This window comes from Acetobacterium sp. (assembly GCF_030652775.1).
Lineage (GTDB): Bacteria > Bacillota > Clostridia > Eubacteriales > Eubacteriaceae > Acetobacterium.
Map to the genome: position 1 here is coordinate 1 of NZ_JAUSPS010000037.1, position 13966 is coordinate 13966.

Here is a 13966-nt window from a genome sequence, read left to right on the forward strand (position 1 = left end):
GGCGAGCGCAAAATATTTATCAACAGTATCCCCAGTCAGAGACTGAATGAAGAAGACCATTTGATCGTTGAAACACGATACGCACAGCATTTTAAACGGGTGGTCATTGAGGTGACCGAGGAAGAGAGTCGGAATGCCGAGAATCTTGCTAAAAAAATCAACTTTATCCGCAATAATGGGATCCAGATTGCCTTGGATGATTTTGGCAGCGGTTACTCCAACGAGATTCGCATTTTATCGCTGTTGCCGGATATTATCAAGATTGATATGGAAATGATTCAGGGCATCCACAACAACGTGGACAAACAAAATCTGGTCAGCAATCTGGTTCATTTCTGTCATAACAAGGGTGTCAAGGTGGTGGCTGAAGGAATTGAAGTACAAATGGATCTGGCCACCGTGATTGAGATGGGCGTTGACTATGCCCAGGGCTTTTATCTGGGGCGGCCGGCGTTTGAGTTTTCAATAATCGATCCACAGTTGCGAAAAGAAATTCGGGATTTGCAAAAATGATTCAACCTGGTGTTGCTGGTTGGTGAATCAGGGAAACGATCAAAAAGGATGATTAGAAAGGAGTCAAAAAATGAACACTGCAGTTATTTATTATTCACTGGAAGGAAATATGGATTTAGTCGCCCGTAAAATTGGCGAAAATGAAGCCGTTGATCTATTCAGGCTGATTCCCCAAAAGGAATACCCGACGGGAAAAATCAGCAAATATTTCTGGGGCGGGAAGAGTGTGACCTTTGGCGAACGGCCTAAACTGACAAACCCGACCATCGACCTGGATCACTACGAGGTTCTGGTCATTGGCACACCTATTTGGGCCGGAACCTGGACACCACCGCTTAATACCTTTTTTCACGATTACACCATCACTGGGAAAAAGATTATTCTGACCGCAACCCACCTGGGCGGTGGAGCCGACAAATGTTTTGAAAAAATGAAAACTAGTCTCAATGGAAATACGATTATCGGCACGTTTCAGTTTAAGGAACCGCTCCAGCAGATGGATGAACATATCGATGAAAAAATAGAAAAAATCCGAACCCTTATTGAAGCATAAAGAAAAACTTCCTTATCCAAAGTATTGCGGATAAGGAAGTTTTCTTTGCGAAAAGAGCAAGAATGAAAATCAGGCTTCTCTAATTTTACTGTGCAGGGGCGCTTTGGTAACCGCCAGCCATAATCCGCCGGAAAGCAGTCCGAGAATGATGTTGAGCCCACCAATGACAGGAATCAGATGATCCATATTGAAGGAAATAATAATCATCCCAAAGCTTCCCATGATGGTGGCAAAAGAGCCCATCAGCGAAGAGGCCGAACCGGCATCCTCGGCTTGCTGATCCAGCATCAGGTAGGCACTGGGCGGCCGCGAACAGCTCTGGGCAAGGGTAGCTGGGAATAAGGTCAGGGCAAAGATAAAGGGATTGCTCTGGCCCAAAAGAACAATGGCCAGACCGCTTAAAATGGTGATGCCAAAACAAAGATTTATAATCGAAAAGCGCTTAAAATGGTTGGACAATTTGATATAAATCAAGGGGCCTAGCAGCATCGCCAGGGCGTTAAAGGCAAAAAAGTAACTGTAAATCTGGCTGCTTGTCCCAAAATCATTCTGATAAATATAGGATGATGAGGAAATAAAGGCCAGGCCGGAGATGCTAGAAAGGGAAAAGATAAGCAGCAGGGAAGTAAAACCCGGATTTTTAAGGACGACTCCAAGCCGCCCCAAAGTATGGAGAATGTTTCCGGAACCCCGGTGTTCTAAGGTTTCCTGGAAAACGATGGAACCCGTCAGGATGATCACCCCCAATAGGCCCTGGATGATAAAAACGCCCCGCCAGGAGGTGAAGGTCAGAAGCAGTGCCCCAATTACCGGCGCAACCGCTGGAACGATAATGACCATAGATTGAACCAGCGCCAGGGTTTTTTCTCGCTTTCTTTCCAGATAGACATCTTTAACAATGGCGGTAGCCACCGCACTGGCAGAACCGCCGCCGATGGCTTGCAGGATCCGGAAGAAGATCAGCTGATAAATACTGCCTGAAGCGGCGCAAAGCAGGCTGGCGGCGGCATAGCAGGTGATGCCAATCAGCAAAATCGGCCGGCGGCCATACTTATCACTGAGCGGTCCCCAAATCAGAATACCAGCACTGAAAAAGATGAAAAATAAGATCAGGGTCAGATTCGTCAGATATTCAGGGACATTGAAATAAGTGGTCATAGTAGGTAGCGCCGGCAGATAAAGATCGGTAGACAGCGGGGCAAAAGCACTTAAAAAAACTAAAAAAATGAGCAATCCGCGATCGCCCAGGTATTTTTGTTTAGCGGTGCTATTGTTTGAAGCAGTCTTTATAGGATTCATTTTTTCTCGCATTCTTATAAATTTTAAGTTGGGTATTACATATTAACCCTATTTAATATTATAATGTATCTGGATTATATTTCAAGTAATTATACCAAATGAGTCAAGATAAAAATCGGATTGGATAATGAAGCCTAAATATCAAAGTAAGGAGAACTAGAAATGAATATTAAAATGAAGTATGTTTTATCAACAATACTTGTTACAGTGATTGCAATTGTGGTTTATATTATCTTGCATGAAGTGGGACATTGTCTTGTGGCGATGGCATGTGGAGCAAGAATTACCAAGTTCAGCATTATAAGTGCCAGTATGGCTTATGAAGGTGGTGTTTTTAACCGCTTTCAGTTTGCCTTGTTTAACGCTGTAGGGGCACTATTCCCAATTATCGTTAGTTTTTTTCTATTGTGTTTTTATCGACGAAACCAGCAAGGGATGGTCTATCATCAATTCTATTTCATGTTCTCGTTGATCAGTATTGCTTCTCTGTTTGCGTGGATTCTGGTGCCAATATGCAGTTTTTTTACTGAAGTTCCCCAAGGGGATGATGTTACCAAATTTATGCTGGAAACAGGGCTTTCACCGCTGATTGTTATCTTCGGGGCACTAATGATTATTGTGCCGATGATTTTTCTCATGGGGAAAAAAGGTGTGCTTGGGGTGCTCATTAATATCGGCAAAGAAGTAGCATGAATCACGCAGTAGCTGTAATTAAGAATGTTGCGTGTGAGGATTAGTAAACTGGCGGTAAGCATTTATGATGTCACGACAGATCAAAAATTACTATCATTGATAAACTGTCAACATTGACATGGTCCTGCAATTAATCTATAGTATCAAGTATATGTCTATAATTCATTGACTGTAACAGGAGAAGAAAATGGAAGACCCATGCCATAAAATAAAAAAAAGAAATGCGCGAGTAGTATTCGCATTAGTGACACTATTTGTATTGACAGTTTTATTTTTAGCCAATGCAAACAGCAAAGAAGATCTAAAAATTGTCGGGGAAAATGCAATAACCCTTTCGGAAAATTGGACCATTCGCGTTGGTGCATTCGAGGAACAAGGGACAAGTTTACCGGTTGATCTCAACATAGAACCGGGAACTGAATATGAGGCAACGACAGTTCTCCCAAATATTGATAGTAAAATGAATTATTTGTTACTGCGAGCATCGATGCAGGATATGGTCGTTTACTTAGATGGACAGGAAATCCATCGAGTCGAAAAACCAGAAACCCTGGGAATTGCAAGTCCTCTCGCGAGCACTTGGGTAATGTTCAAACTACCACGGGATTTTCAGGAAAAAACCTTGAAAATTATATTAAAAAGCGATGTCACGGCCTTTTCCGGTCATGTTAATAAGGTGATGCTAGGAGAAAGTTCGAGTCTTGTTAATTATGTTTTTGAACAGGGTTTTGGTGGTTTTATTGTTTTTCTTGTCTTGTTCGTGATGGGATTGCTTTTGATTCTGTTTGCGATTTTTGCCAAAAGCTTCCCAGATAATCGCTTCTTATATCTGGGATTGCTGGTACTATCTACCAGTATCTGGATTTTATCTGAGGCCAGACTCCTTCAATTTTTCATAGGAAATCGATATATAATTGGCGGGATCAGTTATTTGATGGTACCGCTGATGGGGAGCTTTTTTTCCTTGTATGTCAAAGAAACAATTTTTCTTGAACAATGGAATAAACGGTTGATGCAGATGATGGCGGGGCTGTATCTGTTTTTGCTAATTGCCACAATGATTCTTCAGGTGCTGGGAATAAGTGAGTTTATTGAGACAATGAACATTATGATGATGGTGATCTTTCTTAATATCATTATATTATCGGCGCTGATGTTTGAGGAACTGGTAAAAAAGAGTAATCAGGATGCAAAACAGTTCTTTAAGTATGTGAGTGTACTATCGGTCAGTGTAATCATGGAAGGAATTGTATTTTACACTAATCAGTTTGATTATACATCGTTTTTTATACGAATCGGCAGCCTCATCTTTTTTAGCTTGCTGCTGGCAGATTCCTATCTTTATTTTAAACGGAGTCTTCAAAGCCAGAAGGAACGGGATCTCTATGAAGCGCTTGCCTACCAGGATGTTTTAACTGGAGGGAATAACCGGGCAGCATTTGAACGCGATTTTGAGATGCTCAGAAATAAAGAAGTGCAATTCAGACTTGTGTTATTGGATTTAAATGAACTGAAATATATCAATGATAATTACGGACATGGCTCAGGTGATGAGGCCATTAAGACGCTTTATGTCATGATGCATGATGCGTTTATGCCGGAAGGGATGTGTTACCGAATTGGTGGCGATGAATTTGCCATCTTGATGGGAAATACCGAGGAAACAGCCATTAAAATCAGGATTCTCCAGATGATAAAATATCTTAAATGTGCCGAAAACCAGGTAGAATATCCCCTTGAGGTGGCAATCGGAACAGACGTATACGATGCGAAGACATGGCCAAATCTAACCAAGTTTTATCATCATGTCGATCAACAAATGTATGCAGATAAGCTCGAAATAAAACAAATACGTAAAACAAAGCTTACCATAGCGGTAAAATAAAACCAGTTGAAGCGGTCTGTTGCTATTCCTGTGTTAGCCTGAAGGCCAAGATCAAGAGATCTTGACCCATTCAGGCTTGTTTTGTTTCGAGGCGACAATCATTCATATAATGGAGGATTTTTGCCACGCCAAAGGTCAGGCCGGTGATGATCAGATAGATGCCAACTAAACCGGAATTTAATTGATCATAGAGCTGGCCAAAGAGAATTTGGCCAATTGGCATAAATGCTGTGGATAAAGCAGTGGTCAGAGCCATCGTTTTGCCCATTAGGTTTTGGGGGATCTGGAGCTGAATAAAGGTCAACGATTGGATATTAACATTGGCAACAAAAAACATCAGAATAAATCCGGAAAAGGTAAACCAGCCATATGCGATCAGATGGGTTTGGTCACTGCCCAATACCCAGGGAGTCAGACATAAACCCATCCCCAGAATACCAACGGCCATGAAGATAAAGAGCCGATGCAGCTTTTCAAAAGGATTATACTTGGCAACGGTTGTCGAGAAGATGGCCCCGACAATCATACCAATTCCCAATATGCCTTCAGAGATGCCGTAGAGCTGGTCGGATACGCCCAGAATAATCTTTTCGACATAGGGAACACCCACCGTATAGAGTGGCGTCATAAAAAGATTGAGGCCGGCGGCAATAAACAGGATATATAAAACAAAGGGTTTATCTCGAGATAGAAATTTAAGCGTGGCTTCAATATCTTTGGCATAAGTCACAATTGGCGAGGCGGTCATTTCGGCTTTTTCAAAAGGGATGGTTAAGAATAATTCCATCACACCGGATGCTAAAAAGCTGATCAAATTGATAATCAGAATGACCTTAAGCCCGAAGACCCCATATAAAAAACCGGCGGAGATAGGCCCCAGTAACATCGTCAAGGCACTGATCTGACTGATCATACTATTTCCGGCAGTATAATGGTCAGGGGTAATGACGCTGGGGATGCTGGCCCGGACAGTTGGTTCATAAACACTGTTAATAATAGATAAAGTAAAGATTAAGATCCCAATCCATAGAATTTGCTGATCATTGCCATAAATAAAAGCAGCGAACAAAGAAAGGATAATGGTGCAGCAAAAGTCTAGGACAACCATCATTCGTTTTTTGCTCATCCGGTCGGCAAGTGCGCCGCCAATCGGGGCCAGAAAAATGGCCGGAAGAATGGATAGTGAAATAATCAGCGAAAACACCACGGCAGAGCCGGTGAGATCAAGGATGTAAAGTGAAAAGGCGAAGCGCTGCATTGAATTGCCAAACATGCTGATGAATTGTCCAATGCCAATAATAACGAAATTTTTATTCAATAGTTTTTCTGCTTTCATATCAACCTCCAAAAATGAAACATAGTTCACTTTTATAACAAGTATAGATGTTCGCAAAACAATTGTCAACAGAAAAATGAACTAAAGTTCAAATTAAACATGATCTTGCAAAATAACCGATTTCATACTATCCTTAAGAAAGAACGGAACATGTTTATAGAATAGATGGGGTTAGAATAATGGCGAAAGAAAAGAAAATTCAAGAACGAACGATTGTGAATCGCAAAAAAATACTTGACTCCGCAAGACAATTGTTTAATGAGAAGGGCTATTACCATACGAATACCAAAGAAATTGCCAAAGAGGCTGATGTTGCAACCGGCAGTTTTTATAATTATTTCCCGGATAAACTGAGCATTTTTCAGGAGATTATGATCATGCACCTGGAAAGAAATTATGGAGATTTATGTGAATTGACAAAAAAGCTCAATCAACATCCACATCGTGCCAAAGCTATAATTATAAACTATGTCCATAATGGTATGGATCATGCCTATGATAATCGGGTTATGTTTCAGGACTTTGACAGTATTCTTTTAGCGAATCCTCAGTTAGGTGAAATTATCGGAACGTTTTATGACAAAATAATGACCGAAATATATAACTTCTGCAAAGATAGTCCCCATGTAATAAAGCGAACCGCCAACCCCCTGGTAATGTCGCGGATGGCTTATTTTGTAATTCAGGGAACGTCGGAACTCATGTCAAAACAACTGGATGATGGGGATAAAAAAGAATATGAGGAGCAATTGGCACAAATTGTTTATTGGTATCTGTTTGGCAATTAAAAGGGAAAGCGTAGTGTAGCTGAAATAATGAATGCTAGAAAGGTAAAAGGTGTACTTGAATTAATTCGGCCGGAGCTACCATTCACTGCTGGGATAGGTGTGGTTATTGGAACGATCATTGAAGCTGATCGTTTACCCAAAACCTTTCAAAAATAATTCTTGACAGATAGTAAGGTTTATTCTATCATTAAATCATCGACCGACGGTCGATGAGACGGGAGGTGCTCAATGAAAACAGTCAAAGAAGGCGAAGTCCGCAAACAGGAAATCCTGATGGTGGCCCGGGAACTCTTTGTCACCAAGGGCTATGAACAGACCTCGGTGAATGATATTTTAAAAATTGTGGACATTGCCAAAGGTACCTTTTACTATTATTTTGCTTCCAAGGAAGAGGTGCTGGCCGCCATCATTCTGGATATTGTCGAGGAAGGCGCCAAACGGGCTGAGCGAATACTTAAAGACAAATCCGTACCACTGGTCAATCGGATCATGATGGCGATTATGGCCCAGTCACCGGAGTTTGAAGGATCAGAGGAGATCAGAGACGAAATGCACAAGGTCGACAATGCCAAGCTGGAACAGCTATACACCAAAGCCATGCTCAAGCGGATGACCCCACTGTTGGAAACTGCGGTGGCCGAAGGCGTAGCCGCCGATCTTTTTCATCTGGATTATCCCCGGGAAACGATTGAGTCGATTTTACTACTGGGCCATATGTTGTTTGACTGCAATATTATGGACTGGGAAATGGCCGACTATCCGGCAAAGATAAAGGGCTTTCTGGCCAATATGGAAAGAATGCTGGGAACCGGCGCAGGAGAGCTTGAAGACTTTTTACAAATGTTTGCCTAATTAAAACTTGGCGGCATTTGTAAAAATTTTTTACTCGTTTACCGACCGATGGTCGATAAGTGGTGATTGAGGAATGACGCACGAATGAAGAAAAAAATAAAGAAAATAGGAGGAACCCCAATGAAACAACAAAAGACAATTAAAGGAACAACAAAGCAGAACACTGCGATGAAAAAATTTATGATCCTTGTTGCCGGATCATTCATCTCTAGCATCGGTAGTGGCTTGACTGATTTTGGACTGGCGATCTATATTTTAAACCTGACCGGATCGGTGGGAGCCACCGGAATTTTTGCCATTTGCGCTTTTCTGCCAACGATACTACTGGCACCGGCGGGCGGGGTGTTGGCTGATCGCTATGACCGACGGCTGATGATGATTCTGGGTGAGTTGTTTTCCGGACTGGCACTGTTGATCAGCCTGGCCGCCATAATGAGCCCTAACCCATCACTGGTAGTGATCTGCATTGGTGTCGGAATCAGCTCGGTGTTCTCGGCCCTGACAGAACCGGCTTTCAAGGCCACCATCACCGACCTCTTGTCAGCAGAAGACTTTGCCCGGGCTGGCGGTATGGTTCAGCTGGCAGGCAGTGCCAAGCTGCTGATTTCCCCAGTCATTGCCGGTCTGATGTTGCAAGTGACAACGGTTGGCACCCTGATTATGCTGGATATGGCGACTTTTTTCACTACAGTTCTGATCATCGCATATGTCAGAAAAGGTTTGATTGGTAAAAAAAACGCAGTGACCGGTACGAGGTTTCGCAGTGAAATCAGCGAAGGTATCATCGCCATCCGGGGCAAAAGGGGGATCATGACAATGATTATCATCATGACAATTGCCACCTTCTGTCTGGGGTTTGTGCAGATGTTAAGCAAGCCCCTGGTTCTGGCCATTGCCGGTGAACGGGAGCTGGGAATTCTGACTACAGTTATTGCCATGGGAATGATGGTCGGAAGCATCGGTATCAGCATGATCAAGCAACCAAAATCCTATGTTGGTATGCTATCGACTGGTCTGTTTGGCTGTGGGGTTTTTATGGCTCTGATTGGGGTCAGTGAAAATCTGGTTCTGATCGCCGGTTTTGGATTTATGATGTTTGTCTTTATGCCAGCCATCCAGATTGGGGCCGAGGTGCTGATTCGCACCAATCTGGACAATCGCGTTCAGGGCCGGGCCTTTGGTCTGATTAGTCTGATTACCCAGATGGGTTATATACTGGCCTTTATCGCGGCCGGCATTTTAGCAGATATGATCTTTGAACCCTTGATGCAGGGTAATACTGAGCTGGCCATCAGCATCGGTGCAGTAATCGGTGATGGGGTTGGCCGAGGCAATGCCCTGTTGATCGTCATTGCCGGAATTGGCTTGGCCTTGGTCGGGCTGGTGGCAGCCCGCTTAAAAAGTGTCAGAACCCTGGAAGCGAAGGAGGCAGCAGAAGAAACTGTTACTGAATCTTTTGAGCGGAACATGATTGATTTTAATGTTGATTTCACGAACAAAATCGATTATTCTTGAGAAATGGAGGTGATACGCTGTGACGGAAAAAATCAGACTCAGACGATTTCAAACAGAAGACGTACCCATATTCAAGGAGTGGCTTAAAAAAGACCATGTCAAAAAATGGTACACTGAACCAGAAGACTGGATCGCAGAAGTGACGTTGAGAGACAGTACCTTTTCATGGATCACCCACTTCATTGTCGAGTGGGAAGAAAAGCCAATTGGGTTTGGCCAGTTTTATAAATGTCTCGATGCGAAAGAAGAATGCTACGCCAATATCCCTCAGACCGGCACCTACAGCATTGACTATCTCATTGGCGAAACGGACTTTTTAGGCAAAGGGTATGGTAAAAAGACAGTTCAATTGCTGACTGAAATGATTTTCAGGTTTTCAGACTCAAAACGGATTGTTGTTCAGCCGGAACCTGAGAACCGGGGATCCTGCAATGCCTTGTTAGCCAATGGCTATGTTTTTGATGAAGATAATGAGGTTTATCAACAAGAAAAAAATACCTGAATTGCAGATATTTATATACACCCTATTGACTTACCAGTCAATAGGGTGTATTCTTAGCTCATACATTGACTAGCGAGTCAAAGGAGGGTTTTATGTCAATTGATTCTTTTGAAAAAATATCGGACGAAAAACAAGCGGTCATCATCCAGAGTGGAATTACTGAATTCTCGAAAAAATCCTATATGGATGGCAGCACCGATGAGATTACTAAAAACTGTGGGATCTCTAAAGGGCTCCTGTTTCACTATTTTGGCAATAAGAAAAATTTCTATCTTTATTGTCTGGAAGTTGCTTTAAAACGACTGCTTACAGATGTTCCCATGCCGGACCAAACCGATTTTTATGGAATTATCTTTTTTTATGCTGATGAAAAATTTAAATTATGCGAAAAATATCCCAGCGAAATGCGCCTGGTCAATATGGCCGCCCGGGAAATGAGTGCTAAGGTGCTTAATGAAAAGAATGAGCTGATCGTGCGGTATATGATCAGCACCCGAGAAAAATCGCAGCAGATTATGGAAAAAGCCATCACGGCCCTTGAACTGAAAGACATCAACGTAGAAATACTAAAAGACGCGATAATGATATATTTGAGGGCGATCCTAAACAAATATTTGGAACGGTATAAAGAAACCCCGGAATTATTTTTCGAGCGCTCCCCAGAGATTAAAGCAGAAATAAAAGAGTACCTTGATTTCATGTTAAATGGGGTTGTCAAGGAAGGAGCATCATCATGAAACCAATCAGCTTAATGAAGGCGATCTGGCTTTGCTATCGCAATAAAAAAATGAGCGATTCAGAAAAAACCGGAATTAGAGCGGAACGGCTTAACCGTCTGGTGGCATATGCCAAGCAGAATAGCCCTTACTATTGCGAGCACTATCATAACATTGGCGAGAATTTTAATCTGAGTGACTTGCCACCAACGAATAAGGTCGATCTGATGGCGCATTTTGATGAGTGGGTAACCGCAAAAGATATCACCTTGAATGAAATAGAAACTTTTATGATGGATTTGGACAATATCGGTCGAAAAATCAAGGGGAAATATCTGGTGTTTACCACCAGCGGCTCCACGGGCAACCCCTTAGTAGCACTATGCGACCAATCCACCAATAATGTTATGGCTGCAATCAACATGATGCGAAGCTTTGCCAGAAAAGCAGATTTTATGTCCTTTCTGAAAGGGGGCGGAAAAACCATGGGAGTTTTTGCTACCGGCGGTTTTTATTTGGGAAATAGTTCGGTTCGGGCGCGCTTATTATCGATGCCCTGGAAAAAAAGACAGTTTGGCGTGACCAGTGCCCTCTATCCAATTGCCCGGATCGTTGATGACCTGAATGACTTTAAACCGACGATGCTGGGGGGCTATCCGACCATCCTTGAACTGCTGATTGATGAACAGAAAAGTGGGCGGCTGCAGATCGCTCCGGTAATCATTATGACTGGTGGCGAATACCTGAGCGATCAGCTTAGAGATTCTTTAGAAACGGCCTTTGGATGCCCGGTTCAAACCACTTATTCCTGTACGGAAGGCGGCACCATTGCCTGTGAATGTCCGGAAAAGCATTTTCATATCAATGATGATTGGCTCATTGTTGAGCCGGTTGATCACCAGAATCAGCCGGTACCGGATGGGGTGCAGTCGGATAAGATCCTGATTACCAACCTTTATAATTATACCCAGCCTTTCATTCGCTACGAGGTCACTGACCGGGTGGTGATGCATCATGAACCTTGCCCCTGCAACAATCCGTCACCCTGGCTGACCCTTGAGGGACGTACCGATGATATCCTGACCTTTTATGAAGATGGAAAGATCATCAAAATTCCGCCTCTGGCGATTTACGCAACGCTCAAAGAAATCCATGGGATCATCCGGTTTCAGCTGATTGCCCATGGAGAGAATCAGCTTGAATTGAGAATCACACCCGGGAGTGGAGACGAGCCACAGAGCTTATTTGAAGCAGCGCAGAAGAAACTATCGGCTTTTCTGGCCAGCCATGGAGTGACTACTGCCCATATCTCTTTTTCTGATTTGACACCGATGCAGCACCCACAAAGCGGAAAGTTTAAGCATATCATCAATAAACCTGAGTAATTGTAAGGTAGCCCCCTAGCAGGATTGGCTGATAGCGATAACTGGATCAAAATAAGTTTTCGCCAAACATAACTTGACAGGCTAGCGTTCATTAGCTATAATAAGGCTAATGAACGCTAGCTTTTAGTTTTTTTGCGAAAAATTTAAGGAGAATCAATGACAAAACGCAATACCCGGGAAATAATATTAGAGGAAGCCTTGAATCTGTTTTCGGTCAAAGGCTATCGGAGTGTGACGGTTAAAGAAATCGCCGAGGCGGTGGGCATTAAGGATAGTTCACTTTATAAGCATTTTGACAGTAAGCAGGCCATTTATGATACCTTGCTTGAGTGGATGAATCAGAAATTTGAAGAAACCGTGACCTTTTATCGGTTGCCCCAGGGTGAAATGGAAAGTGTTGCCCGGGAATATGGCCGCAATGATCTGGCCTGGCTTAAAAAAGCCTGTGAGGCAGTTTTCCTTTTTTTTCTAAAAGATCCGCAGGCATCAAAGTTCCGTCGGATGTTGACCATTGAACAGTATAAAAATGATGATGCAGCCAAGACCTTGTACAACTGGTTTTTTAACGACGCCATTTTGTTTCAGACCGACTTATTTAGTGAAATGATCCGGCAGGGAACGTTCAGAGCAGGCCCTCCCCAGATCATTGCGTTGCAGTTTTATGCACCATTCTATACCCTTTTATGCCAATATGACCAGCTGCCGGAAAAAGCAGATGAAGCACTGGCTCTTCTGATGGCGCATATCGAACAGTTTGCGTCAATTTATCAAATAAGAAATGAGGAAAATTGATGAATTTAAATAAAATGATGGATCAGGGAATTGCCCAAATTATGACAACAGCGGGACGATTTTATCTAAATAACGCCAAAGGCCGGGCTTTTTTAATGAGCGTTCTGCCGGAGCTGGCCAAAAGCACCGCCCGCAGAAAGAAGCAGGAAAAAGAAGGCCTGCACGTGCCGCCATTTCTGATTGCCAGTATCGCCTCACAATGCAATCTCCATTGCGCCGGATGTTATGCCCGGGCTGGTGGGGGCTGCGGCACAACCAGTGGCAAAACGGATATGGATGCCGGCCAATGGGGGAATGTTTTTGACCAGGCAGCAAGACTTGGTGTCGCCTTTATTCTGCTGGCCGGAGGTGAGCCCTTTTTACGCCGGGATATCCTGGAGCTGGCCGGGGAATACCCAAATGTGATCTTTCCGATTTTTACCAATGGCACGATGCTGGATCAGGAGACCATTGAGTTACTTGACAACCATCGCAATCTGATCCCCATTTTGAGTATTGAAGGCAATGCAGAAGAAACTGATGCCCGCCGCGGGGCGGGTACCCATGAGCAGATTGAAGCGGCCATGGCCGCCTTGAAAAAGCGCAAAATCCTATTCGGGGCAGCCATTACAGTCACCAGGGAAAACATGGCACTGGTGACCAGAAATGACTTTCTTGAAGCCCTGGAGGATAAAGGTTGTGGTGTGAACCTGTATGTGGAATATATCCCGGCTGAACCAGGAACCGACTATCTGGTCCTTACGCAAAGCGAAATCAAGCAACTTCAGGCGATTTGTCTTGAGCTTCGAAAATCATTTCGGCGCATGGTGATCTTGTCATTCCCCGGCGACGAGGAGGAAATGGGCGGATGTCTGGCTTCCGGGCGGGGATTTTTTCATATTAATCCCTATGGCGATGCCGAGCCCTGTCCCTTTTCACCCCATGCAAAACAGAACCTGACCAGTGATTCGGTGGAAGCCGTGCTCCGCTCCCAATATTTTGCCGATCTCCGGGAAATTGCCGCTAATGTCGGAAACCATGGCGGATGTACCTTGTTTGAGGTGAGCGATCAGGTCGAAAAATTGTTGGCGTAAGTTTAGATAATGACTATTTCTGTGAGGAGACCAATAAGGTATATCTAAAAGAAAAGGCGGGAAG

Annotated in this window: 14 protein-coding genes; 12 read left to right on the forward strand and 2 right to left on the reverse strand. The window is 43.5% G+C overall.

All coding sequences use genetic code 11. From position 1 onward, the window contains the following. Both Q7J41_RS05905 and Q7J41_RS05910 read left to right on the forward strand, forming a co-directional pair. On the forward strand, nt 1–513 hold a 513-nt coding region (locus Q7J41_RS05905), incomplete at its 5' end, for an EAL domain-containing protein (RefSeq protein WP_304886168.1). Nucleotides 514–583: 70 nt separating this feature from the next. Further along, the gene (locus Q7J41_RS05910) at nt 584–1066 is read left to right on the forward strand and encodes a flavodoxin (RefSeq protein WP_304886170.1); all 483 of its coding nucleotides are present in this window, start codon (nt 584–586) and stop codon (nt 1064–1066) included. 69 nt (nt 1067–1135) lie between these two features. Here Q7J41_RS05910 and Q7J41_RS05915 read toward each other — a convergent pair whose 3' ends face one another. Further along, the gene (locus Q7J41_RS05915) at nt 1136–2365 is read right to left on the reverse strand and encodes a multidrug effflux MFS transporter (protein ID WP_304886172.1); all 1230 of its coding nucleotides are present in this window, start codon (nt 2363–2365) and stop codon (nt 1136–1138) included. Nucleotides 2366–2527: 162 nt separating this feature from the next. On the opposite strand from Q7J41_RS05915, the gene Q7J41_RS05920 reads away from it, so the two are divergent. Beyond that, nucleotides 2528–3058, forward strand: coding sequence for a hypothetical protein (locus Q7J41_RS05920; protein ID WP_304886173.1), 531 nt, complete (start codon nt 2528–2530; stop codon nt 3056–3058). Nucleotides 3059–3245: 187 nt separating this feature from the next. Further along, nucleotides 3246–4943 carry a diguanylate cyclase domain-containing protein gene (locus Q7J41_RS05925; protein WP_304886175.1) on the forward strand — a complete coding sequence of 566 codons (1698 nt, stop codon included), beginning with the start codon at nt 3246–3248 and terminating at the stop codon, nt 4941–4943. A 70-nt stretch (nt 4944–5013) separates the two neighbouring features. Here Q7J41_RS05925 and Q7J41_RS05930 read toward each other — a convergent pair whose 3' ends face one another. After that, the gene (locus Q7J41_RS05930) at nt 5014–6279 is read right to left on the reverse strand and encodes an MFS transporter (RefSeq protein ID WP_304886177.1); all 1266 of its coding nucleotides are present in this window, start codon (nt 6277–6279) and stop codon (nt 5014–5016) included. Between the two features lie 179 nt (nt 6280–6458). Between Q7J41_RS05930 and Q7J41_RS05935 the strand changes: the two genes are divergently transcribed. The 8 genes from Q7J41_RS05935 to Q7J41_RS05970 all read left to right on the forward strand — a co-directional run bounded on the left by Q7J41_RS05935 (nt 6459) and on the right by Q7J41_RS05970 (nt 13902). Then, nucleotides 6459–7067 carry a TetR/AcrR family transcriptional regulator gene (locus tag Q7J41_RS05935; protein WP_304886179.1) on the forward strand — a complete coding sequence of 203 codons (609 nt, stop codon included), beginning with the start codon at nt 6459–6461 and terminating at the stop codon, nt 7065–7067. Nucleotides 7068–7295: 228 nt separating this feature from the next. Then, nucleotides 7296–7919 (forward strand): TetR/AcrR family transcriptional regulator, encoded by a 624-nt coding sequence (locus Q7J41_RS05940; protein ID WP_304886181.1) that lies wholly within the window; start codon nt 7296–7298, stop codon nt 7917–7919. A gap of 120 nt (nt 7920–8039) precedes the next feature. Continuing rightward, nucleotides 8040–9434 carry an MFS transporter gene (locus Q7J41_RS05945; protein WP_304886183.1) on the forward strand — a complete coding sequence of 465 codons (1395 nt, stop codon included), beginning with the start codon at nt 8040–8042 and terminating at the stop codon, nt 9432–9434. 19 nt (nt 9435–9453) lie between these two features. Then, nucleotides 9454–9936 carry a GNAT family N-acetyltransferase gene (locus Q7J41_RS05950; protein ID WP_304886185.1) on the forward strand — a complete coding sequence of 161 codons (483 nt, stop codon included), beginning with the start codon at nt 9454–9456 and terminating at the stop codon, nt 9934–9936. A gap of 92 nt (nt 9937–10028) precedes the next feature. Beyond that, the gene (locus Q7J41_RS05955; RefSeq protein WP_304886187.1) at nt 10029–10673 is read left to right on the forward strand and encodes a TetR/AcrR family transcriptional regulator; all 645 of its coding nucleotides are present in this window, start codon (nt 10029–10031) and stop codon (nt 10671–10673) included. After that, complete coding sequence (locus tag Q7J41_RS05960) at nt 10670–12037, forward strand: phenylacetate--CoA ligase family protein (protein ID WP_304886188.1); 1368 nt, start codon at nt 10670–10672, stop codon at nt 12035–12037. The genes Q7J41_RS05955 and Q7J41_RS05960 overlap by 4 nt, the downstream gene beginning before the upstream one ends. 156 nt (nt 12038–12193) lie before the next feature. After that, nucleotides 12194–12829, forward strand: a complete 636-nt coding sequence (locus tag Q7J41_RS05965; RefSeq protein ID WP_304886189.1) for a TetR/AcrR family transcriptional regulator — start codon at nt 12194–12196, stop codon at nt 12827–12829. Continuing rightward, complete coding sequence (locus Q7J41_RS05970; protein ID WP_304886190.1) at nt 12829–13902, forward strand: radical SAM/SPASM domain-containing protein; 1074 nt, start codon at nt 12829–12831, stop codon at nt 13900–13902. Before Q7J41_RS05965 ends, Q7J41_RS05970 begins: the two co-directional genes overlap by 1 nt. Nucleotides 13903–13966: the final 64 nt, after the last annotated feature.